This window comes from Tersicoccus sp. Bi-70 (assembly GCF_001968825.1).
Taxonomy (GTDB): Bacteria; Actinomycetota; Actinomycetes; order Actinomycetales; family Micrococcaceae; genus Tersicoccus.
Window position 1 is genome coordinate 226,488 of record NZ_MIEU01000016.1, and the last position, 20,210, is coordinate 246,697.

General features: G+C 71.6%; 22 protein-coding genes. 6 read left to right on the top strand and 16 right to left on the bottom strand.

Going from position 1 to position 20,210, the window contains the following annotated elements; genetic code table 11:
* Positions 1 to 53: 53 nt before the first annotated feature.
* Positions 54 to 1,553 (bottom strand): CitMHS family transporter, encoded by a 1,500-nt coding sequence (locus tag BGP79_RS13655; protein WP_076696403.1) that lies wholly within the window; start codon positions 1,551 to 1,553, stop codon positions 54 to 56.
* Positions 1,554 to 1,740: 187 nt separating this feature from the next.
* Between BGP79_RS13655 and BGP79_RS13660 the strand changes: the two genes are divergently transcribed.
* Entirely contained in the window at positions 1,741 to 3,627 is a 1,887-nt protein-coding gene (locus tag BGP79_RS13660) for an ATP-binding protein (protein ID WP_076696405.1), read from the top strand.
* Positions 3,624 to 4,289, top strand: coding sequence for a response regulator (locus BGP79_RS13665; protein ID WP_076696407.1), 666 nt, complete (start codon positions 3,624 to 3,626; stop codon positions 4,287 to 4,289). Before BGP79_RS13660 ends, BGP79_RS13665 begins: the two co-directional genes overlap by 4 nt.
* A gap of 3 nt (positions 4,290 to 4,292) precedes the next feature.
* Here the strand turns inward: BGP79_RS13665 and BGP79_RS13670 are convergent, their stop codons facing one another.
* Together BGP79_RS13670 and BGP79_RS13675 are read right to left on the bottom strand one after the other, a co-directional pair.
* Complete coding sequence (locus BGP79_RS13670; RefSeq protein WP_143588428.1) at positions 4,293 to 4,649, bottom strand: DUF3810 domain-containing protein; 357 nt, start codon at positions 4,647 to 4,649, stop codon at positions 4,293 to 4,295.
* 186 nt (positions 4,650 to 4,835) lie between these two features.
* Entirely contained in the window at positions 4,836 to 5,051 is a 216-nt protein-coding gene (locus BGP79_RS13675) for a DUF2945 domain-containing protein (protein WP_076696411.1), read from the bottom strand.
* Positions 5,052 to 5,119: 68 nt separating this feature from the next.
* Here BGP79_RS13675 and BGP79_RS13680 point away from each other — a divergent pair, with 68 nt between their 5' ends.
* Positions 5,120 to 5,824, top strand: a complete 705-nt coding sequence (locus BGP79_RS13680; protein WP_083701938.1) for an NAD(P)-dependent oxidoreductase — start codon at positions 5,120 to 5,122, stop codon at positions 5,822 to 5,824.
* Between the two features lie 304 nt (positions 5,825 to 6,128).
* On the opposite strand, the gene BGP79_RS13685 is transcribed toward BGP79_RS13680, so the two are convergent.
* Positions 6,129 to 6,872, bottom strand: a complete 744-nt coding sequence (locus BGP79_RS13685) for a type 1 glutamine amidotransferase (protein ID WP_076696413.1) — start codon at positions 6,870 to 6,872, stop codon at positions 6,129 to 6,131.
* Positions 6,869 to 7,360 (bottom strand): DUF2087 domain-containing protein, encoded by a 492-nt coding sequence (locus tag BGP79_RS13690; protein ID WP_076696414.1) that lies wholly within the window; start codon positions 7,358 to 7,360, stop codon positions 6,869 to 6,871. Before BGP79_RS13690 ends, BGP79_RS13685 begins: the two co-directional genes overlap by 4 nt.
* Positions 7,361 to 7,512: 152 nt before the next feature.
* Between BGP79_RS13690 and BGP79_RS13695 the strand changes: the two genes are divergently transcribed.
* Positions 7,513 to 8,106: a hypothetical protein gene (locus BGP79_RS13695; protein WP_076696416.1), complete on the top strand. Its 594-nt coding sequence runs from the start codon at positions 7,513 to 7,515 to the stop codon at positions 8,104 to 8,106.
* Positions 8,107 to 8,109: 3 nt separating this feature from the next.
* On the opposite strand, the gene BGP79_RS13700 is transcribed toward BGP79_RS13695, so the two are convergent.
* The 11 genes from BGP79_RS13700 to BGP79_RS13750 form a co-directional block, all read right to left on the bottom strand.
* Positions 8,110 to 8,994: an inositol monophosphatase family protein gene (locus BGP79_RS13700; RefSeq protein WP_076696418.1), complete on the bottom strand. Its 885-nt coding sequence runs from the start codon at positions 8,992 to 8,994 to the stop codon at positions 8,110 to 8,112.
* Positions 8,994 to 11,186: an NAD-dependent DNA ligase LigA gene (ligA, locus tag BGP79_RS13705; protein ID WP_083701939.1), complete on the bottom strand. Its 2,193-nt coding sequence runs from the start codon at positions 11,184 to 11,186 to the stop codon at positions 8,994 to 8,996. Before ligA ends, BGP79_RS13700 begins: the two co-directional genes overlap by 1 nt.
* 43 nt (positions 11,187 to 11,229) lie before the next feature.
* Positions 11,230 to 12,102: a hypothetical protein gene (locus BGP79_RS13710; protein WP_076696420.1), complete on the bottom strand. Its 873-nt coding sequence runs from the start codon at positions 12,100 to 12,102 to the stop codon at positions 11,230 to 11,232.
* A gap of 62 nt (positions 12,103 to 12,164) precedes the next feature.
* Positions 12,165 to 12,599 (bottom strand): hypothetical protein, encoded by a 435-nt coding sequence (locus tag BGP79_RS13715; protein ID WP_158067194.1) that lies wholly within the window; start codon positions 12,597 to 12,599, stop codon positions 12,165 to 12,167.
* A gap of 126 nt (positions 12,600 to 12,725) precedes the next feature.
* Positions 12,726 to 13,235, bottom strand: coding sequence for a hypothetical protein (locus tag BGP79_RS13720; protein WP_143588429.1), 510 nt, complete (start codon positions 13,233 to 13,235; stop codon positions 12,726 to 12,728).
* A gap of 84 nt (positions 13,236 to 13,319) precedes the next feature.
* Positions 13,320 to 13,565 (bottom strand): hypothetical protein, encoded by a 246-nt coding sequence (locus BGP79_RS13725; protein ID WP_076696425.1) that lies wholly within the window; start codon positions 13,563 to 13,565, stop codon positions 13,320 to 13,322.
* A gap of 162 nt (positions 13,566 to 13,727) precedes the next feature.
* Entirely contained in the window at positions 13,728 to 14,174 is a 447-nt protein-coding gene (locus tag BGP79_RS13730; RefSeq protein ID WP_076696427.1) for a hypothetical protein, read from the bottom strand.
* Positions 14,171 to 17,047, bottom strand: a complete 2,877-nt coding sequence (locus BGP79_RS13735) for a hypothetical protein (protein ID WP_076696429.1) — start codon at positions 17,045 to 17,047, stop codon at positions 14,171 to 14,173. The genes BGP79_RS13730 and BGP79_RS13735 overlap by 4 nt, the downstream gene beginning before the upstream one ends.
* A gap of 16 nt (positions 17,048 to 17,063) precedes the next feature.
* Positions 17,064 to 17,453, bottom strand: coding sequence for a DUF6507 family protein (locus BGP79_RS13740; protein WP_076696431.1), 390 nt, complete (start codon positions 17,451 to 17,453; stop codon positions 17,064 to 17,066).
* Between the two features lie 151 nt (positions 17,454 to 17,604).
* Positions 17,605 to 17,904 (bottom strand): pore-forming ESAT-6 family protein, encoded by a 300-nt coding sequence (locus tag BGP79_RS13745; protein WP_076696433.1) that lies wholly within the window; start codon positions 17,902 to 17,904, stop codon positions 17,605 to 17,607.
* A gap of 69 nt (positions 17,905 to 17,973) precedes the next feature.
* Positions 17,974 to 18,312 (bottom strand): hypothetical protein, encoded by a 339-nt coding sequence (locus tag BGP79_RS13750; protein WP_076696434.1) that lies wholly within the window; start codon positions 18,310 to 18,312, stop codon positions 17,974 to 17,976.
* A 206-nt stretch (positions 18,313 to 18,518) separates the two neighbouring features.
* Between BGP79_RS13750 and BGP79_RS13755 the strand changes: the two genes are divergently transcribed.
* Entirely contained in the window at positions 18,519 to 18,884 is a 366-nt protein-coding gene (locus BGP79_RS13755; RefSeq protein ID WP_076696436.1) for a hypothetical protein, read from the top strand.
* Between the two features lie 2 nt (positions 18,885 to 18,886).
* The gene (gene eccD / locus BGP79_RS13760; RefSeq protein WP_076696438.1) at positions 18,887 to 20,209 is read left to right on the top strand and encodes a type VII secretion integral membrane protein EccD; all 1,323 of its coding nucleotides are present in this window, start codon (positions 18,887 to 18,889) and stop codon (positions 20,207 to 20,209) included.
* Position 20,210: the final 1 nt, after the last annotated feature.

The window sequence follows — 20,210 nt, forward strand, 5'->3', positions numbered from 1 at the left end:
TCCGTGAACGACGGGGCATTCGCCGCGCTGTTCGAGGTCGTCGACGGAGCCGGCTACCCGATGCCGACCGCCGTCGTCGCCACGCCGATGCCCAGCATCACCAGGCTGACGACGGCGGCGCGCCACAGCACCTTGCGGTGGTGGTCGCCGAGGTCCACGTTGGCCAGGGAGACGAGCAGCAAGATGGCCGGGACCAGCGGGGACTGCAGGTGGAAGGGCTGACCGGTGATCGCCGCGCGGGCCATGTCGGCCGCGCCGACGCCGTAGTGACCGGCGGTCTCGCTGAGCACCGGCAACACCCCGAAGTAGAACGCGTCGTTGCTCATGAAGAACGTCATCGGGATGGAGAGGATGCCGGTGATGACGGCCATGAACGGCCCGAGCGCCGGCGGGATCACCGAGACGAGCCACTGGCTCATGGCGTCGACCATGCCGGTGCCCGAAAGCACCCCGGTCAGCACCGCGGCGGCCATCACCATGGAGACGACGGCGACGACGGACGGCGCGTGCGCCACGATCTGTCGCGCCTGCCCCTTGACGTGCGGGAAGTTGACGATCAGGGCGATCGCGGAGCCGACCATGAAGATGTACGGCAGCGGCAGCACGTCGGCGACCAGTAACACCATGATGGCGACGGTCAGGGCCAGGTTGAACCAGATCAGCTTCGGCCGCAGGGTCTCCCGGGTCGGGTCCAGCGCCGTCCCGGCCATCGCGGAGCCACCGTCCGTCCCGGCGTGGTTCGTCCCGGCGCCGTTCGTCCCGCTCTCACCGGTGCCCGTACCGCCGCCCACGCCGGCCTCGGGCCGGTTCAGGACGGCCGTGCCGGTGCCACCGCGGGAGCCCCCGCCGACCGTCGCGGTCCGCGCCACGGCTCCCCGCGCCCACCGCTCGCCCGTGCCGCGGACGGTACCGGCCCCGGAGGTCTCGAGGCTCACGGTGCCGCCGAGCCGGCGTCGCTCCCGCAGGCCCAGGTGCCAGGCGAACAGCAGGGTGACGAGCAGGCCGGCGATCAGCGACGGGACCATCGGCACGAACACGTCGGCGACCGGGATCTTCAGGGCCGTCGCGGCGCGGGCGGTGGGGCCGCCCCACGGCAGGATGTTCATCGTGCCGTTGGCCAGGCCCGCCACGCAGGTGAGCACCACCGGGCTCATGCCGAGCCGCAGGTACACCGGCACCATGGCGGCGGTCGTGAGGATGAAGGTGGTCGACCCGTCGCCGTCCAGGGAGACGGCCGCGGCGAGCACCGCGGTCCCGACGACGACCTTGGCCGGGTCGTTGCCGAAGCGGCGCAGGATGAACCGCACCAGCGGGTCGAACAGCCCGACGTCGATCATCAGGCCGAAGTAGATGATGGCGAACATCAGCAGGGCGGCGGTGGAGGTCATCGACTTCATGGCGTCCATGACCATGTCGCCGATGCCGAGACCCGCGCCGGCGAACAGGCCGAAGATGGTGGGGACGACGATCAGCGCCACGACCGGGGTGAGCTTCCTGGTCATGATCAGCGTCATGAAGACGAGGATCATGGCGAAGCCGAGGATGACGAGCATGAGGACTCCTGGGGTGCGTTCGGCGTCACAGCGGCGTGACGACCGTCACCGACCCTAGGGTGAGCGCGGCCACGTCGTCCCGGTTCCGCGCGCTTCCCGGCATAGTGCGCGTTCGGCACGTTCTGCGCATTGTGCTCACGCCCGGTTCCGCTCCTCCGGGCGGCGTGATGGGGGCAGACTGGACGCCATGACAACGCCGCGCCGGACGACGGAGACGCTGCTCGCGCGCCCGCACCGGCGTCGGCTCTCCTTCACCACCGAGACGCTGCTGCTCGAGGTCGGCGTCGTGCTGCTCATCGTGGTGATCGGCGGCTCCCTCTTCCTGTGGTCGACGATCGAGCGCAGCTGGGAGGACGCGGAGCGACAGGCCCTCGGCCTGGCGCGCACCGTCGCCTCCGAGCCGGCCCTGCGGACGCAGGTGGCCGCGATCAGCGCCCAGCAGGGAACCCCGCCGGTCGCGCAGCTGCGGGCGGGTCCGATCTTCGCGACCGCCGAGGCCGCGCGCACCCGCACCGGCGCGCTCTTCGTCGTCGTCACGGACGAGACGGGCGTCCGCCTGGCCCACCCGACCGCCGACCGGCTCGGCCAGGTCGTCTCGACCGACCCGTCCGCGGCGCTGCGCGGCGAGGAGGTCACCACCCGGAACACCGGCACCCTCGGCGCCTCGGCCGGCGCGAAGGTGCCGGTGTACGCGCCGGGGTCCGCCGCGGTCGTCGGGGAGGTGAGCGTCGGCTTCTCCCGCGAGTCGGTGACGGCGGTGATCGGGCGCGACGCCGTCGGCATCGTGCTCGGCGCATTCGGTGCCCTCGTCGTCGGCCTGCTGGCGAGCCTGCTGCTGCGCCGCCGCCTGGCCCGCAAGACGCTGGGACTGCAGCCCGAGCAGCTCCGCGAACTCGTGCAGGACCAGGTGGCCGTCCTCGAGGGCGTCGACGAGGGCGTCGTCGGGGTGGCACCCGACGGGCACGTGACCGTCGGCAACGACGCCGCGCTCGAGCTGCTCGGCCTGCCGCACGACGTCGCCGGCCGGCCCTGGGCGTCGCTGCCCCTGCCCGCCGGGCTGCTGCGGCTCGACACGGGTGGTGCCTCGCCGGCGGTGACCGGGGAGGACCCCGCGATCGTCGTGCACGAGGAGCGGGTGCTGCTGGTGACCGTCCGCGCGGTGCAGCACGGCGGCCGCGACCTCGGCCGCGTCGTCCTGCTGCGGGACCACACCGACCTGCAGCAGCTGACCCGGCGCCTGGACGCCGTCGAGACCATGTCCGGGGCCCTGCGCGCGCAACGGCACGAGTTCTCCAACCAGCTGCACACGCTGGCCGGCTACCTCGGGGGCGGCGACGTCGACGGCGCGCGGGCCTATCTCGCCGAGCTCGCCGGGTCGGGGCCGCTGGTGTTCCCCGCCGAGCAGATCGACCTGCTCGGGGACGCGCACCTGCAGGCGTTCATCGGCGCCAAGAGCGTGCAGGCCGCCGAGCGGGGCGTGGCGCTGCGGGTCGGCCCCGAGACGCTGGTGCGCGGCACCGTCGCCAGCACCCACGAGGTCACCACGGTGCTCGGCAACCTGATCGACAACGCCATCAAGGCCGCCGTCGCCGGCGCGTCGACCGACCGGTGGGTGGAGGTGGAAGCGCTCGACGACGCGACGACGCTGCACCTGGTGGTCGCCGACTCCGGGGACGGCATCCCCGAGGCGGCCCGTGGCGCGGCGCAGGACATCTTCGCCGAGGGCTACAGTACCGACGTCGCCTCTTCCCACCCTCACTCCGCCGACCCGTCCGGCCCGTCGGACGCCGGACGTGGGTCCTCGTCCGGCCTCGGCCTGGGCAGCGGGTTGGGCCTGGCCCTGAGCCGACGTCTCGGCGGGGACACCTGGGTCGCCTCCCCGGGCCGGCCCGGCGGCCCCGGCGCCGTCATGTGTGCCCGGCTACCGACGGTGATGGCGGCCGGGGTCGTCGGCGGCGCGTCCGGCGGCGGCGCGTCCGGGGGCGGCGCGTCCGGCGGCGGTCCCTCGGTCGCCGATCCGTCCGGCCTCGATCCGGCCACCCTCGACCCGGCCACCGAGAGGAGCCCCCGATGACCGCGCGCCCGTTGTCGGTGCTGATCGTCGACGACGACTTCCACGTCGCTCGGCTGCACGCCCGTTATGTCGACTCCGTCGCGGGGTTCTCGGCACTGCCGCCGGTCGGCTCGGTCGAGCAGGCGCGGGCGGCGGTCGCCCGGCACCGGCCGGACCTGGTGCTGCTGGACGTCTATCTGCCCGACGGCACCGGGCTGGATCTGCTCGGCACCCTCGACGTCGACACCGTGCTGCTCAGCGCCGCTGCGGAGCCGGCGGCGCTGCGGATGGCGTTCCGGCGCGGGGCGTTGGCGTACCTGCTCAAGCCGTTCACGGAGGAAGCGCTGTCCCAGCAGCTGCGCGCCTACGCGCGGTACCGGCGGATGCTGGACGCTGCGGGGCCACTGGATCAAGCCGGCGTGGACCGGGCCCGACGCGCCCTGATCGCGGGCGACTCCGTGCCGACCGGCCGGCCGCGGTCGGCCACGGAGGCGGTGCTGCTCGAGGCGATGGACCCGGCACTGGCCTACTCGGCGACGGAGCTGGCGGCGTCGGTCGGCGTGTCGCGGGCGACGGCGCAACGGCACCTCTCGTCGCTGGCGGAGGATCACGCCGTCACGATCGGCCTGCGCTACGGCTCGACCGGTCGCCCGGAGCACGAGTACCGCCGGGCCGGTGGGTAGGGGTCAGTCGTCGGGGGCGGGGTCGGTGCGTGCGCGTCGCTGGAACCGTCGGACGATCCAGCCGATCGCCAGCCCGGTCACCACCGCCACCACCACCATGAGGACCAAGGACGCCCATTCGTCCATCCCCGCTCGCATGAGCAACCGCTGGAACTCGGTCGTGAAGAGGGTGATGGGCAGGAATACGAGCCACTGCAGGGGCGACGCCAACCCCGTGCGCTTGCCGGCTCTCCTCAGCCGGACGTCCTGTTTCACCGACCGAACGAGAGGAACGGCCAGCACCACCGCGTAGACGATCAATGCGACCAGGAACGCGGAACCGAGGGGAAAGCGGAACGCCGATATGACCGCGGCGAGCACCGGGACCGCCACAATGCCGCCGAGGAGCAGGAGGGACAGCCGGCGGTCGATCGGCGTCTGACCGGCGAACAGGTCGTCGATGACGCCCCGGATCCCGCCCCGCGGCGACGGCGGCCGGCGGAAGCTGCCGTCCGGTTGGAGGACACGGTCGTCTCCGTCGTCCGGTCTCTTGCCCTGCGTCCGTCGTCAGTCGGCCTTGTCGAGCGACTCCGGCTTGTGGACGGCGTCCTTGCCGGTCTTGTCGCTCTCGACCAGGTACTGCGGGTCGTCCTTGTCGGCGCGCACGGTCCGGCCGGCCGCCTCGGTGTCCTCGGTGATCTTCTTCTGCACGGTCCCCTCGACCGTCTGCCCGTGGCTCTGCCACTCGACCTTCTCGCCCTTGCGCAGGTTCTTCTCGCTCATCCCGCCACCCTAGCGGCCGATCACTCGATGATCGAGAGATCACCCGGCTGGCGACCCCGACCGCCACGATGGAGCCGACCCTGCCGTCGGACGTCCTTCACCGCGGCGACGTCCACGACGAGAATGAGCACGACACAGGAGGCAGTGCCAACAAGGTTCTCATCGTCGGTGCAGCGGGGAAGACCGGCCGGGCCGCGGTCGCGCGAGCCGTGCAGGCCGGCCACGAGGTCACCGCCCTCGTCCATCGGCAGCCCGACGCCGAGCTCACGGGCGCGCGCCTGATCGTCGGGGACGCGCGCGATCCGGACACCGTCGATTCCGCGGTCCGGGGGCAGGACGCGGTGATCGACACCATCGGCGCCGCCGTGCCCTGGCGCCGTTCCACGCTGGAGACCGACGCCGCCGGCGCGCTCATGGCGGCGATGACCCGCCACGGCGTCCGGCGACTGATCGTCACCTCGTCCGTCGGCGTGGGTGACAGCATGGCGGCCGTCGCGCCGGCCCTCCGCGTGTTCCTGCCGACGTTCCTGCGCGGCGCGATGCGGGACAAGGACGCGATGGAGGCGGCCGTGCGCGCGAGCGACCTCGACTGGATCATCACCCGGCCTGCCCTGCTGACGAACAAGCAAGCCACCGGCGACATCCGGACCTACCCGGCGGGCTCCCCCACCCGCACCCGCTCGCTCACCCGCACCGATCTGGCCGACTTCCTCGTCGCCGAGCTCGCGCGGGACGAGCACCTGCACTCGGCGGTCACGGTCGCCAACGGCTGACCCGTCCCGGGCGTCACGCGACGCCATCGGGACCGTTGTTGCCATCGCGCCGCGTTGAACCCGCCCCAACGGCACCAACGGTCCCAATCACCGGCCGGCCCGGTCGACGCCGACAGGACGCCGTCGTCCCGTCCGCCGCGATCCAGCGGTAACCAGCCACTGACGTCGTCGATGCGGCGGTGGCCGGATCCCCGCGCGGCGCCGTCCGACGCCATCGGGACCGTTGTTGCCATCGCGCCGCGTTGAACCCGCGCCAACGGCAACAACGGTCCCGATCGTGAGCAGACCACCCGACGCACCGGCGTCAGTTCGACGGCATCCCAGCGGCTTCGACGCAGCGACTCGCGAACCCGGCGAACACCGGCGCGAAGGCGGCGACGATGGACGGGTGCTCCGCGGCGAAGGCGGTACGCAGCACAGCGGCCGCGTCGTCGCCCGAGGCGTCGTCGTCCACCAGATCGGCCCGCATCTCCGGCTCCTCCAGCCAGCGGTCGAGCATCGCCGGGGTGAGCTCGGGGTGGAACTGCAGTCCGAGGGCGGACCCGACGGCGAGCGCCTGCACCGGGCAGCCCGCGGAGGCTCCGAGGACGACGGCGCCGGCGGGCGCGTCGACGTTGTCCCCGTGCCAGTGCAGCACCCGCGTCTCCCCCATCGGCAGCCCGAGCTCGGGCCGCGCATCGGCGCCGGTGAACCGCACCGGGGCGAGGCCCACCTCGTGGGTCGCCCCGGCGTGCAGGTCTGCGCCGAGAGCGGTGGCGATGATCTGGTGTCCCAGGCACACGCCGAGCACGGGCAGTCCCGTGGCGACGGCCACCCGGACCAGGTCGGCCTCGCGCGCGAGACCCGGGTGCGCGGCGTGGTCGGTGGCACGCATGGGCCCGCCCATCAGCACCACGCCCGCGAGGTCGGCGACCACGGGCACCGCGTCCGCGGGGTGGTCGACGAGGTTGAGGAAGGTCAGCGACAGTCCGGCGTCGACGAGGGCGTCACCGATCAGCCCGGGACCCTCCCAGGCGTTGTGCTGCAGGACCAGGACCGGCGCCGTCATGCGCTGCGCCAGTACAGGCTGCCGTCGGTCTCCCGGGTGAGGAACCCGAAGTCGACGAGCGCGCGTCGCAGGGTCGGGACGTCCCTCGTGACGGTGGCGAGCAGACGGTTGACCTCGGCCTCGGTCAGCACGTCCTCGACGCCGAAGAGCCGGATCGCCAGGTGGCCGAGCAGTTCGTCCCGGTCCTCCGTGCGACGAGGCACGGTGGTGATGCGCCCCTCGTGGAAGAACCGGTCGACGCCGGTCGGCTGCGGGATGGCGGCCGCGGCGAGGGCAGCAGCGAAGACGGAGCCGTCGACGACAGTCGCACCGTCGGGACCGGTCGCGAGCAGACCGGCGCCGGTCAGCTTGCGCGTCTCCCGGTTGTCGAGCCGGTCCACCCCGTGCACGACGGCCAGGCCGTAGGCCAGGCGCAGCTTGTCATTGGCCAGGGCGGCGAACACCCGTTGCCAGGGCACGGGTGTCGCGTTGTCGTCGGACGCGGTCATGGCGCCATGCTAACGGCGGGGCCGGGCGCACCAGGCCTCCGGCGACGACGGGAGGCGTAGATTCGCGATCTCGGCGGAACACGGCGAGCGTCCTGCCTCGGCCGGATCCGCGGGGACAGGACGGCCGGGCCCGATCAGTCGAGGAGGCACCGATGGCGATCACCGATGCGGATCAGCGGATTCCCGCCGTCCTGCGCACCAGCGAGTTCGTCCTGCGCCCGATCACCGCCGACGACGCCGCCCGGGACCACGATGCCGTCCTGGAGACGCGGGACGACCTGCGGCGGTGGGAACAGTCGACCTGGCCGGCGGACGACTTCACGGTGGAGGCGAACCGGCAGGATCTCGAGGACCTCGCGCGCCGGCACGCCGAGCGTCGCGCCTTCACCTACACCGTGGTCGATCCCGAGGACGTCACGTGCCTCGGCTGCGTCTACGTCTTCCCGACGACCGCCACCTTCCTCGCGAGATCGACCGTGACCGCCGTCGACGAGGCCGTCTGGGACGAGATGGACGCGGTGGTCTACTTCTGGGTCCGCCGGTCCCGGGTTCGGACGCACCTCGACGCACGGCTGCTCACGTCGCTCCGGGCCTGGTTCACCGACGACTGGCGACTGTCGCACACCGTGTTCGTGATCAGTGAGCGGTTCGACCAGCAGATGGCCCTGCTCGAGAGCACCGACCTGCGGCCGCTGTTCGAGATCGCCGAGCCGGGCAAGGCCGGCCGGTACATCGCGTTCGGCTGAGCCTCAGGCCAGATCGAGGTCGAGGCGCTGGGCCTCGTGCCGGCTCGTGGCCGCGGTGATGCCCTCCTCGCGCCACTGGTCGTCAGGGTCGGCGAGCGCCGTGGACGCGGTGGGACGGTGCACCCAGCATCCGGCCTCCTGCGCGATGAGGGCACCGGCGGCCCAGTCGTGCTCGTGCAGGCCGCTCTCCCGGAACGCGTCGAGCGTGCCGTCCGCCACGAGGCACAGGTCCAGGGCCGCCGACCCGAGCCTCCGGACGTCGGCGAAGGCGCTCATCAGCCCCTCGAGCTCGTTGAACTGGCGGGCCCGGGAGGTGCCGTCGTACGAGAAGCCGGTGGCGAGCAGCCGGCCGGGCCGTTCCGGGTCGGGGCCGGAGAGCCGGCGCGGCGCGTCCGCGTCCCCGGTGAGCTGCCGTCGCCAGGCACCTCGCCCGGCCGCGGCCCAGTACTCCACGCCGAGCGCCGGGGCAGTCACGACGCCGGCGAGCCACTGGCCGTCAGCGCCGATCACGGCCACGGACGTCGCCCAGTAGACGATGCCGCGGATGAAGTTGGTCGTCCCGTCCAGGGGGTCGACGGACCAGCGCAGTCCCGTCCCGCCCGAACCTGACCCGTCCGACTCGCTGGTGCCGAGTTCCTCACCGCTGACGGCGTCGTCCGGCCGCTCGGCGGCCAGCACGGACCGCACCGCCCGCTTGGCGGCCAGGTCGTAGGACGTCACCCAGTCCGAGTCGGAGGACTTGGTGGTCGCGTCCATCCGTCGCTCGTCCGTGTCTGCAGAACCGGCGCCGGCGAGCACGGCGGCACCGGCCGCGGCGGCCCGTCGTGCCGTCGCCAGCAGTGCGTCGAGGTCGACGAGCTCACGATCGGGAGAACCGCTCACGCTCATCAGGCCTCCCCGGTGGCGAGCAGCGTCTCGAACCCGGCCTCGTCGAGGACCTTCACGCCGAGCTGCTCGGCCTTGTCCGCCTTCGTCCCGGCGTTCTCCCCCACCACGACGTAGTCGGTCTTCTTCGACACCGAGCCGGCGGCCTTGCCGCCGCGGGTGAGAATGGCCTCCTTCGCCTCGTCGCGGCTGAAGTTCTGCAGTGAGCCGGTGACGACGACGGTGAGCCCGGTGAGGGTGCGCGGTACGGACTCGTCGGACTCGTCCGCCATCCGTACTCCCGCGGCCGCCCAGGTCTCGACGATCTCCCGATGCCAGTCCTCGGCGAACCACTCGGTCAGCGCCTCGGCGATGGTCGGCCCCACCCCGTCCACGTGCGCGAGCTCCTCGACGCTCGCGGCCCGGATCGCGTCCATCGAGCCGAAGGCCCCGGCCAGAGCGCGGGCGGCGGTCGGCCCCACGTGCCGGATGCTCAGCGCCACGAGCACCCGCCACAGCGGCTGGCTCTTCGCCTTCTCCATCTCCTCGAACATGTGGCGAGTGTTCGCGGTCGGCTCCGGGTCCTTCTTCGCGGTGCCGCGGGTGAAGAAGTAGGGCACCAGCTCGGTCTCGCCCGTCGCCACGCCCTTGACCTTCGTCTCCCGCGTGATCCGCACCTCGGCGAGCTTGTCCGGCGTGAGGTCGAACAGGTCGGCCTCGGTGGTCAGCGGCGGCGTCTCCGGTTCGGCGGGCGCCGTCAGGGCGATGGCGGCCTCCCAGCCGAGCGCCTCGATGTCGAACGCGCCGCGACCGGCGACGTGGAACACACGCTCCCGCAGCTGGGCCGGGCAGGACCGGGCGTTCGGGCAGCGGATGTCGGCGTCGCCCTCCTTCGCCGGGGCCAGCTCCGTGCCGCAGGACGGGCAGCGGGTGGGCATGACGAAGTCCCGCACGGGCGGGTCCTGCGCGTCCCGCAGGGCGATGACCGGACCGACGATCTCCGGGATCACGTCACCGGCCTTGCGCAGGACGACGATGTCGCCGATCTTCACGCCCTTGGCCTTGACCACGTCCTGGTTGTGCAGGGTGGCCATCTCGACCGTGGAGCCGGACACCTTGACCGGGACCATGACGCCGTAGGGGGTGACCCGGCCCGTGCGGCCCACGTTCACCTGGATGTCCAGGAGCTTGGTGTTGACCTCCTCCGGCGGGTACTTGTAGGCCACCGCCCAGCGAGGCACCCGGGAGGTGTGGCCGAGCCGGCGCTGGGTGTCCAGGTCGTCGACTTTGATCACGATGCCGTCGATCTCGTGCCGCAGGTCGTGCCGGTGCTCCCCGTACTGCTCGATGAAGGCGAGCACCTCGTCGTACGTGGCCAAGACCTTCGTATACGGCGAGACGGGCAGGCCCCACCCGGCGAGCAGGTCGTAGGTGGCCGACTGGGTGGTGGCGGTCAGCCCCTCGCGCACGCCGATGCCGTGGACGTAGACGTGCAGCGGCCGGGAGGCGGTGACCTTCGGGTCCTTCTGCCGCAGCGATCCGGCCGCCGAGTTGCGCGGGTTGGCGAACGGCGCCTTGCCGTCCGCGACCATCTGCTCGTTCAGGACGAGGAAGTCGGCGCTCGGGATGAACACCTCGCCGCGGACCTCGAGCCGCTCGGGCCAGTCCGACCCGCTCAACCGGCGGGGAACCTCCTCGATGGTGACGACGTTCGCGGTGATGTCCTCGCCGGTGACACCGTCGCCGCGGGTGGCCGCCCGGACCAGGACACCGTTCTCGTAGAGCAGGTTCACGGCCAGGCCGTCGATCTTGACCTCGGTCAGCCACGCGGGCGCGTGCAGGTGCAGCTGCTCGACCTGCGCCTCGGCGCGGGTGAACCAGGCACGCAGCTCGTCGAGGGAGAAGACGTCGTCGAGGCTGTAGAGCCGCTGCAGGTGCGTGACCGGACTGAACGCGGCGGAGACCTCGCCGCCGACCTCCTGGGTCGGCGAATCGTTCGTCTGCAGCTCGGGGTGCAGTGCTTCGAGCTCCTCCAGCCGCCGGTACAGCCGGTCGTAGTCGGCGTCCGAGAGCGTCGGCGCGTCGTTGGTGTAGTACGCGACGCGGGCGCTGCGGATCGCGTCGACGGTCTCGTCGTACTCGCGCTGCGTCTCCTGCGCCGGGGCCTCGGACTCGGGGATCTCCGCCTCTGTGCTCACGGCTCCATCTTGCCCCACACCACCGACCGAACTGGAGGGCCGACGACGCCGGGCCGAGCGCTCAGGCTCCGGCGTGCGGCAGGTCCTCGAAGCGCTCCTGAATGCCCTGCAGCCCCTCGATCTCCTCCTGCCGGGCGGCGGTCCAGTACCAGCCGGCGTCCAGCTTGTGCAGGCTCATGCCCTCGGCGAACTCGGCGTCGTGCCCGACGTACGCCAGGCGCAGCACGCTGCCCTTCTCGTCCTCGCCGCTGTCAGTGACCAGGCACGGCAGGCCCCGGTAGCGGCACTCGAGCCGCATCCGGAAGACGTCCGTGACCTCCTCGGCCGGCACGACGCGGCGCCACGCCGGGCCGCGAGTGGCCTCGAAGCCGTCGAGCTGCTCGGCCGCGAGCAGGACGATGCCGTCCTTCGTCACGTCGGCGACGAAGTCCTCGCCCTGCCAGATGGCGTGCCAGGCGAGCGTGGACGGCAGGATCGGCACCCGCGGGACCTCCTCCCCACCGGCGACCTGCAGCCAGCCCGTGGCCACGTCGGGGTGGATGGCGAGCAGGTCCTCGGAGCCGTCGGCGGACAGGCGCCACATCTCGGCGCCGGCGGGCAGCGGCGACTCGTCCAGCAGGTAGACGGGGGCGACGTGGTCCGGCCAGGGCGCGAACCCGTTGCCGGTGTAGGGCGGGTGATCGACGACGGCGGGGCTGACCGCGTCGTGGAGGACCGGGCCGCGCGGGGGCTGGAAGCGGATGACGTCGACGAAGGGAGCGTCCGGGTCGTAGGGCGAGCCGGGGAAGCCGAGGGCAAAGGCATCGTGGAGCTGGGCCGGGGTCTGCGCGGCGACGGCGTCCTGCGCGCGCAGGACGAACCCGCCGATGCGCTGGAGGCGTCCGGACAGGAACTCGTCGCGGAGGGCGGGGTAGAGCACCTTCTGCAGGACCACGGTGGTGTTTCCTCTCGTCACACGGACACGGTCGGTGGTTTCACCCTACGGGGCGGGCGGGGTCACGCGAGCGGTCCGTGTTCCCAGCGTTCCTCGGCACCACCCACCGGGCTCGTGCGCTCGTACCGCTGCACGAACGACACGACGTCGGCGACGTCGGTCTTCGGCAGCGTTCCCTCGACGACGTCGTACGGGTCGCCGTCGATACCCGGCTGGTCCTGAGCATGGTGCGCCCATGCGTCCCGGGCGTTCGCGAACCCCACTTGCCATCGCTGGTCGTCCGGCTCGCCGTCGATGATGACACGACACCGACTCCACGTTCCCTCCACCTGGACGATGACGACGTCACTGACCTCGCCGGCGTCAACACTGAGCTTGTTCCGGAAGCGAGGCGACGACTCCCCACCGAGTTGCGCGGACTTCCACGGTGGCGGCATGGCCTCATCGCCCCATCGGAGCAGCAGGAGCCGTCCTCCGTCAGGCACCGCCCCGAGCAACGCGTGGCGTTCTCCCCGCCAGGTGCCATAGGCGCCCGTCAGAAGGCGCCCGTCCCTTGTCGTCCTCATCGATCTCTCATTCCGCAGACGTGCACCCGCACCGGCCTTCGGGTGGCCCTGCCTCGTTCAGCCGAGCGGACCGTACTCCCATCGCTGCTGTGCAGATCCGGAGATTCTCCCGGTCGCGTCGTAGTCCACGACGGTCGAGATCGGCCCCGAGACATCGGACTTGGGCAACCATCCGGCGATCCGACCGCGTGGGTCGCCCGAGATGCCGTCGTTCGCCAGCGCGCCGGAGGCGGCGGCCCGCTCGCCGTCGAAGAATTCGACGTCCCACCGCGTACGGTCCGGTGACTCGTCGTGGATCAACAGGTCGCAGTCGTTCCACGCGGCGCGCACCGTGATGCTGACGACGCCGTGCACGTTCTCGGCCGGCACCGCAGCGAAATTGCGGTACCAGGCGGGAGCCCGGCCCCTCACCTCGCGGGCGGACCACGGGTGCTCGAGGGGTTCGTCAGTGTCGTGGACGAGGACGAGTTCGCCTCTAAACGGCTCAGGATTGCTCAACGGATATCTCCGGTCCTGCCAGATCCCGTAGTACCCCGTCAGCAGGCGACCCTCGGCGTCCAAACTCACCGACGCCAAGCTACCCGACAAGCCACAGTCATCTGTCATCCGTCATCCGTCATCCGTCATCCGTCAACCGTCAACCGTCAACCGTCAACCGTCAACCGAGGGACCGTACTCCCATCGTTCCTCGGGGTCGCCCACCGGCTTGCCGTTCTCCCAGCGTTGGACGAGGGATCGGAACTCACCCAGGTCATCCCCGTCGATCCAGCCGGACACCCGGTCGTCGGGGTCACCGTCGATTCCCGGAAAATGCTGCGCGCCGGCCGCCCACGCCTGCGCGCCGTCCCGGAAGGTCACCTTCCACCTGTTCTCGGGCAGGGCCTCGTCGACCAGCACGTCACAGTGCCGCCACTCCGAGCGAACCCTGACCGAGAACACGGAAGAGAACTCTTCGGCGACACCCGTGAAAGGGCCTGGACGACGCCGTGCCACCGTCCGTAGTTCCCCGTGAGCAGACGCTCGTCGGCTGATCCGCTCACACCCAGGACACGGTCCTGCTCAAGCGAGCGGACCACTTTCCCACCGTTCCTCCGGGTCGCCGGAGAAGGAGCGACCGGCGTACCGCTGGACGTGGGACGTGAACGGCGCAAGGTCGTCCGTGGACATCCATCCGGTGACGCGATCGTGGGGGTCGCCGTCGATGCCCGGAAGGCGCTGAGCACCCGCGGCCCACGCTCGCGCGCCATCGACGAACTCCACCTCCCACCGGCCCTCCCCCAGATCCTCGTGGACCAGCACCTCGCAGTCGCGCCACGAACTGGTCACCCGGACGGAGAACACGTCCGTCACCTCGGACTCGTTCACCGTCACCGACTCACCCCGGCCTTGCTCGCCCGCGGCGACGAAGTACTCGCCCTGTGACGGTGTCGCCTTGATCAACTGGTGCCGGCGGCCCTCGTGGGTTCCGTACGCACCGGTGAGCAGGCGGTTCTGCCCATCGATCACAGCCGCACCCAGTTCTTGCCGTCGAAGATGCCCATGAGCACCTCGTTGCCCGCCCGGTCGATCCGCCACATCTGGGCACCGCGCTCGAGCGGAGCACCACCGCTGATCTTGAGCTCGGGGATGATCGGCTGGTGGTCGACACGGCTGCTGGTGAGCCCGGTGCCCGTGTTCGGCCACTGCGACACGTCCTGAGGCAGCAGGCTCTCACCCTTGGCATCGACCTGGCCGGCGTCGGCGGCGTGGCCCGGCGTGGGGGTCTGCAGCGACCCCTCCTGCTGGTCGAGCCAGGCCCGGTTGGCCGGGTCGTCGATGTGGGTCCTCGCGAGGCCGTCGACGTCGGTGTGGTACCGGATCGCCACGACCTCGTTGACGGCGCCCGGCTCGTAGCCGAAGATCGGGGCCCCGTTCGGGTGGCGACCGACGACGTAGTCCAGCCGGAGACCCTGGATGACCTCGTCGACGGTGGTCAGACCGCGGGTATCGGCGGCATGGGTCACGTAGCCGGCGACACCGGTGCGGTACTTGTTGCCGACATCGAACATCTTCTCGGCCTGGTCCGCCGACATGATCTTCTGGTAAAGCGTCGACTCGTCGCCGACCGGGAACTGGTGACGCAGATCGTGGATGAACGCCGCCTGGTCGTGGGGCAGGTCGTAGTAGTACTTGGTGGCCCACTCGCTCGAGTGACCCAGCCGCTGTTCGATCAGATGGTCGACGGCCTGCGCCGCCGCGTTCGGCGGGAGGCTGCCGTCGGGGAGCCGCTCGGCGTCCAGCGCGCGGTAGTCCGCCGGGTCCATGTGGTCGCGCAGGAACCCGTCCGGATCGGCCCAGCTGCGCGGATCCGTGGACGGCGTCAGGTCGTTCAACGACGCACGGTCCGTGTCGATCTCGTAGCGGTGCCCCTCGATCTCGACGGCGGTCGGCTGCCCCTCGGCGTTGCGGTGCACGATCGGGTCGTCCACCGTCCCGGCGGGCTGCGCCGGGGCGTCGGAACCGTCGGGCGTCGTGTCGACGCCGTCGCTCGTCGGGTGCTCGCTGACTCCCGGGCCCGTCTCGGTGCCGGCCGGGTTGCTGTCCCCGTCCGGCGTGTGCGTCTCCGCGGTCGAGGGGCCGTTCCCGTGGTCCGCGACGTCGTGCGCGGCAGCCGGCTTGGCCGCACTCTCCGGGGCCTCCGGGTGCGTGGTCGACGCGGCCGGCTTCGCCGAACCGGACTCCGGGGCCTCCGGGTGCGTCGTCGAAGCGGCCGGCTTGACCGAGCCCTCCGGGGCCTCCGGGTGGGTGGTCGTCGCGGCCGGCTTGGCCGAGCCCGACTCCGGGGCCTCCGGGTGCGTCGTCGACGCGGCCGGCTTCGCCGTACCGCCCTCCGGCGCCTCGGTGTTCGTGACGGGCTTGCCCGACGGCGTGCCGTCCTCGGTGCGGACACCGAACCGCGGCTGCCCCTCCGGAACCGTCCGGCCGCCTCCACCGGAACCCGTCCCCGGGTGCGCACCGGTCGTGCCGGTCGGGCGGGACGGGGTGTCCGCGCCCAGGTGCATCACCGTCGGACGCGTGGAAGCGCTGCCGGCTGCGTCCACCACGCCGTGGCCGCCGGCGGTCGCCACGCGCGGGCCGCCCAGGCCCAGCTGGTCCGCCACCGCCGCCATCCGGGTGCTGAGGTTGGTCGTGCCGCCGGAGATCTTCACCGGCAGATCGGCGATCTTCGTGCCGGCGACCTTGATGCCGTCCGTGGCGATGGTGATGCCCTTGAGCTTGAGCATGTTCACCAGGTCCACGCCCTTGATGGTCACGTTCGCCAGGGTGGAGATGCGCGTCGCGTTCAGCACCGTCGCCATCTTGCCGCCCGCGTTGGAGACCTCGGCGATCTTGCCCGCGACCGACCCGGCCTTCGCCACGGCACCGCCGCCGGCAGTCAGCAGGATGGTGGCGAGGTCGAACGTCGTCGCCCCGGCGGCGTACGCCGGATCACGCTTCCAGTCGTCCCAGTGGATCGCGGCCTTGCCGACCGCCAGCAACTCCGTGCCGGCCTTGTCCACCACGTCCCCGTGACCGGTCGCCCGCAACGCCACCTGCGCCACCGGCGAGGTCACGATGGCCACGTTCAGGGCCAGCTTGCCCATGCCCTTCCAGGTGGCCTTGAAGGTGTCCATGTCGGTCACGTTGACCATGTTCCACAGACCCTTGACGGTGCCGGTCACCCCGGACCAGACACCCTTGCCGAACGAGCACACGCCGTCCCACGCGTCCTTGTACCAGGGCTTGTCCCACTCGGTGGGCTTGCCCCACGGGATGTTGCCCTCCGTGGACGCCGCGTCGAGCTGTTCGTTCGTGTACCCGTAGGCGATCTGACCGGCCTTCGGGCCGTCCTGCGTCACCATCACGTAGGTCGGGCCGCCATAGATGGCGTTGATCGCGTTCGCACAGGTCATCTGCGCCTGCTGCAGGTCCGCATACAGCCCGTTCAGGCCGTGGATGATGTCCTGCTCCTTCTTGACCAGGTCCTCGTCGTCGTCCCAGTCGTCCCGGGACCGGCCCGCGATCTCGCCCTCGAACGACGCCGCGTCGGCCTTGATCCCGGCCAGTTTGGTCTTGATCGTGTCGACGTCGTCGGCGAATCCGTCGGTCGCCGTCTTGACCGTCCCGATGTCGGTGACCAGGTCCTCGGCCGCCGTGGTGATCGGTGTGAAGGCGGAGAACACGACCTCGTCGCCCGGCGCCGAGTACACGCCCTTGCCCTGCAGCCTGCTCCAGGACGTCGACGTCGACGTCGCCTTCGTCGAGAACGAGGTGGCCTTCGTCTTCAGCGTGGTGCCGGCGGTGCGGATCGTCTCCGGGTCCGGCAGATTCTTCTCGAACGCCCCGATGTCGTAGCTCATGAGTGCTCCCCCTGCCTCAGCGTGCGTTGGTCGGTGCGTGCCCGGACCCGTGTCCGGAGCCGGACGAGGCGCCCGGCGCGTCGTCCGCCTTCGCCTGCTCGGCGCGCGCCGCGTTCTCCCGCGCCGTGGCGGACATGGTGGAGTCCGCGTCCGTCAGGATGGTGACCACCTGGTTCACCGCACTCAGCGCGGTGCCGGTCCGTCCGACGACGTTCGTGATGTCCGGGCTGAACGCCTTCTCGGAGGCGCCCTGCAGGGCCGTGCCGATCGGCTCGGCCTTGGTGGCCGTCGCCAGGTCGCTCACGGCGGTGCCGAAGGCGGTGACGAGCTTCTCGTAGGTCGTGTACACCCCGTTGACCTCGTTGAGCACGCCCACCACGGCGCTCGTGGACACGTCGAAGGACATGATTCACTCCTGTGGTTCCCGGCCGGCGCGTGACGCCGGCTCACCGGTCGAAGGTGGCCGCACCCCGAGGACGTCGGGACGCGGCGCCGCGAGCCGGGCCGGGGACGCCGTGATGGACGTCCCGGCCCGGCCGCGTGGCCCGATGGGCAGGTCAGCCGATGTTGCTGACCGCCGTGCGGGCCCGCTGACCGGCACCGGAGGCGGTCTCGTCGTTCAGGCCCAGGGTCTGCTTGACCAGGTGGATGATGTTCTTGACCTCGCCGGCGGCGTTCTTCCAACGCTGCTCGACGTTGTGGTACTCGTCCGAGACGCCGTCGGCCTGGAAGTCGGCCATCGCGGCGGCGACGTCCTTCTCACGGGCGGCGATCAGGGTCTCGAGCCGGCCGATGGTGGCCTGGATGTCGCCCTGGACGGAGCCGGAGACGCCGGTGTCGTAAGCAATGCGGTCCATCAGATTCTTCCCCTCGTGACGGCGGGCGGCATGCCCGCCGGATGGCTGTGGTGGCGGTACGGCGGACGGTCAGGCGCGGCGCGAGCGGAAGTCGGCGGAGCTGAAGTCGGCCGAACCCTGCGACTGCGTCGCGTTGTCGGCGGACTCCTGGTCGCCGGTCTGGAAGGCCGTGTCCATGCCGCCCTGGCCCTCGAGGATCGCACCGAGCGAGTTGTTCAGCTCGTTGGCGATCTCATCCGTGCGGTGCTTGAAATCGTCGAAGCGCGCGCGGCCGGAGCCGTGGAACTTGTTCTCCAGCGGCGCCACGTCGGCCACCAGCTTGCGGACCAGCGATCCGAGGTCCTCGCTGTTCGTGCTGGTCTGGTTGGTCAGCGTGCTCAGGGTCTGGGCCCCCATGTCGAACTTCACGTCGATCCCCTCTTCGTTGTGCCGATTCTGCGGGCAGAGCCGGCCGTGGTGCAGCTTCCTTGACCATGCAACCGGAAACGACCGGCCGGGACAAGCATCGGGCATGGGGAGAACTACCCATGTCCGCGGCGCGCTGCCGCACCGTCCTGGCCGTGCGGGATGGAAGGATGGTCCCGACCGAGCACCGCAGGGGGGAAGGGAGATCGGTGGCCGCCGACTACGACAGCCAACTCATCGAGTCCGTCGCCGTCCGACGCAGCCGTCTGCTGACGGCACTGCTCTACGGGTCCAACCCGTTGCAGCGACGCTGGGCCGACGGCGTGCGGACCTTCTTCTACAGCGTCGCGGTGGCCGCCCTGGTCGCCGCGGTCTGTGTCGGGTACTCGTTCGTCTCCAACCTGCTGGCCCAGCAGAACGCGAAGCAGCAACAGCAGGAGCAGGAACAGCAGCAGCGCCAGCAGCAGCTGGATCAGCAGCGGCAGGGCGCTCCCGCGCCCGCGGAGCGTGACGGCGACGTCGTCGTGCTCGCCATCTCGATGCCGCTCTCCCTCACGACGGCGGAGGTCGCCTGACCATGGCCACGGATCTCACGCGCGTCACCGTGCTCGGCAGCCACCGGCACGCGGACGTGCTGCTGCCCTCCGACCACCCCGTCGGTGCCCTGATCCCGCGGGTGCTCGACCTGCTGGAGGAGCCCGCGCGCGGGCGCGCCTCCGAGAAGCTGCTCGTCACCGGCACGGGCGCCACCCTCGCCGCGGACGGGACGCTGGACCAGGCCCGCGTGCTCGACGGCGCCGTCCTCACCCTCGTCGACCGGGCCGACGCCCCGCCGCCCCCGGTCATCTACGACGTCACGGACGCCGTCGTCGAGCGGACCGACGCGATGGGCGGCGTGTGGACGCCGGCCTGGCGTTCCGCCGTCGCCGCCGTCGCCGGTGCCCTGCTCCTGACCGGCGTGTTCTGGGTTCTCTCGCCGCTGTCGTCCCCGCACGGGCTGCTGCCGTTGATCGGCGCCGCCGTCGCCCTCGCCGTCGGGACGGCCGCCCTGCCGCGCGCCACCACCCGGGTGGCCGGCGCCCTGCTGCTCGGCACGGGCATCGCGTCGGGAGTGCTGGGCATCCTGCTGCTGCCGGCGACGCCGCCGCTGCACGCCCTCGCTCTGGCCGGCCTCGCGCTCGCCGTCCTCCTGCTGCTCACGCTCGTCTCCACGACCCGCGCCGTGTTCCTGGGCGGCGCGATCACGCTCGCCGTGCTCGCCGCCCTGTGGGTGCTGATCTGGCTGTGGACGGCGACGCCCGCCCGCGCCGGCGCCGTCATGGGCATCGTGACGCTGATGGGGCTCGGCCTGGTGCCGAAGATCGCGCTCTCGGGATCCGGCCTGGCCGCCCTCGACGACCGGCGGGCGGCCGGCGGCACCCTGCGCCGGACCGACGCCCTGGCCGCCATCGCCTCCGCGCACCGGTCCCTGACCATGGGCACGGTGATCTGCGCGGTCTCGCTCGGTGCGGCCCTGTGGCTGCTCGGCGGAGATCGCCGGGAACCGGTGTGGAGCCTCCTGCTGCTCGCCGTGCTGACGGCGGCCACGGCGCTGCGGGCACGGGCGTTCCCGCTCGCGGCCCAGCGCGCCTCCCTCTACGCAGCGGCGTTCACCGGCGTGATCGCCCTCGTGCTCGACCTGATCGGCCGCGGCCCGTCGATGCGCTGGCTGGCGGTCGCCGCGCTGGCCGTCGTGGTCGCCGGCATCCTGATCGGGCTGCTCGTGCGCGCACCGGCGCACGTGCTGGCCCAGCTGCGCCAGAACGGGAACCGCGCCGAGACGCTGCTGATCATCGCCTCGGTGCCGCTCGCCGTCGGCATGTTCGGCGTCTTCGCGCAGCTGCTGACGAGCTTCGGATAGA

What these genes read in the sequence shown, in the direction of transcription:
- BGP79_RS13655 (WP_076696403.1), bottom strand. Translation starts at nt 1,553, where the DNA reads ATGCTCGTCATCCTCGGCTTCGCCATGATCCTCGTCTTCATGACGCTG.
- BGP79_RS13660 (WP_076696405.1), top strand. Translation starts at nt 1,741, where the DNA reads ATGACAACGCCGCGCCGGACGACGGAGACGCTGCTCGCGCGCCCGCAC.
- BGP79_RS13665 (WP_076696407.1), top strand. Translation starts at nt 3,624, where the DNA reads ATGACCGCGCGCCCGTTGTCGGTGCTGATCGTCGACGACGACTTCCAC.
- BGP79_RS13675 (WP_076696411.1), bottom strand. Translation starts at nt 5,051, where the DNA reads ATGAGCGAGAAGAACCTGCGCAAGGGCGAGAAGGTCGAGTGGCAGAGC.
- BGP79_RS13680 (WP_083701938.1), top strand. Translation starts at nt 5,120, where the DNA reads ATGGAGCCGACCCTGCCGTCGGACGTCCTTCACCGCGGCGACGTCCAC.
- BGP79_RS13685 (WP_076696413.1), bottom strand. Translation starts at nt 6,872, where the DNA reads ATGACGGCGCCGGTCCTGGTCCTGCAGCACAACGCCTGGGAGGGTCCC.
- BGP79_RS13690 (WP_076696414.1), bottom strand. Translation starts at nt 7,360, where the DNA reads ATGACCGCGTCCGACGACAACGCGACACCCGTGCCCTGGCAACGGGTG.
- BGP79_RS13695 (WP_076696416.1), top strand. Translation starts at nt 7,513, where the DNA reads ATGGCGATCACCGATGCGGATCAGCGGATTCCCGCCGTCCTGCGCACC.
- BGP79_RS13700 (WP_076696418.1), bottom strand. Translation starts at nt 8,994, where the DNA reads ATGAGCGTGAGCGGTTCTCCCGATCGTGAGCTCGTCGACCTCGACGCA.
- BGP79_RS13735 (WP_076696429.1), bottom strand. Translation starts at nt 17,047, where the DNA reads ATGAGCTACGACATCGGGGCGTTCGAGAAGAATCTGCCGGACCCGGAG.
- BGP79_RS13740 (WP_076696431.1), bottom strand. Translation starts at nt 17,453, where the DNA reads ATGTCCTTCGACGTGTCCACGAGCGCCGTGGTGGGCGTGCTCAACGAG.
- BGP79_RS13745 (WP_076696433.1), bottom strand. Translation starts at nt 17,904, where the DNA reads ATGGACCGCATTGCTTACGACACCGGCGTCTCCGGCTCCGTCCAGGGC.
- eccD (WP_076696438.1), top strand. Translation starts at nt 18,887, where the DNA reads ATGGCCACGGATCTCACGCGCGTCACCGTGCTCGGCAGCCACCGGCAC.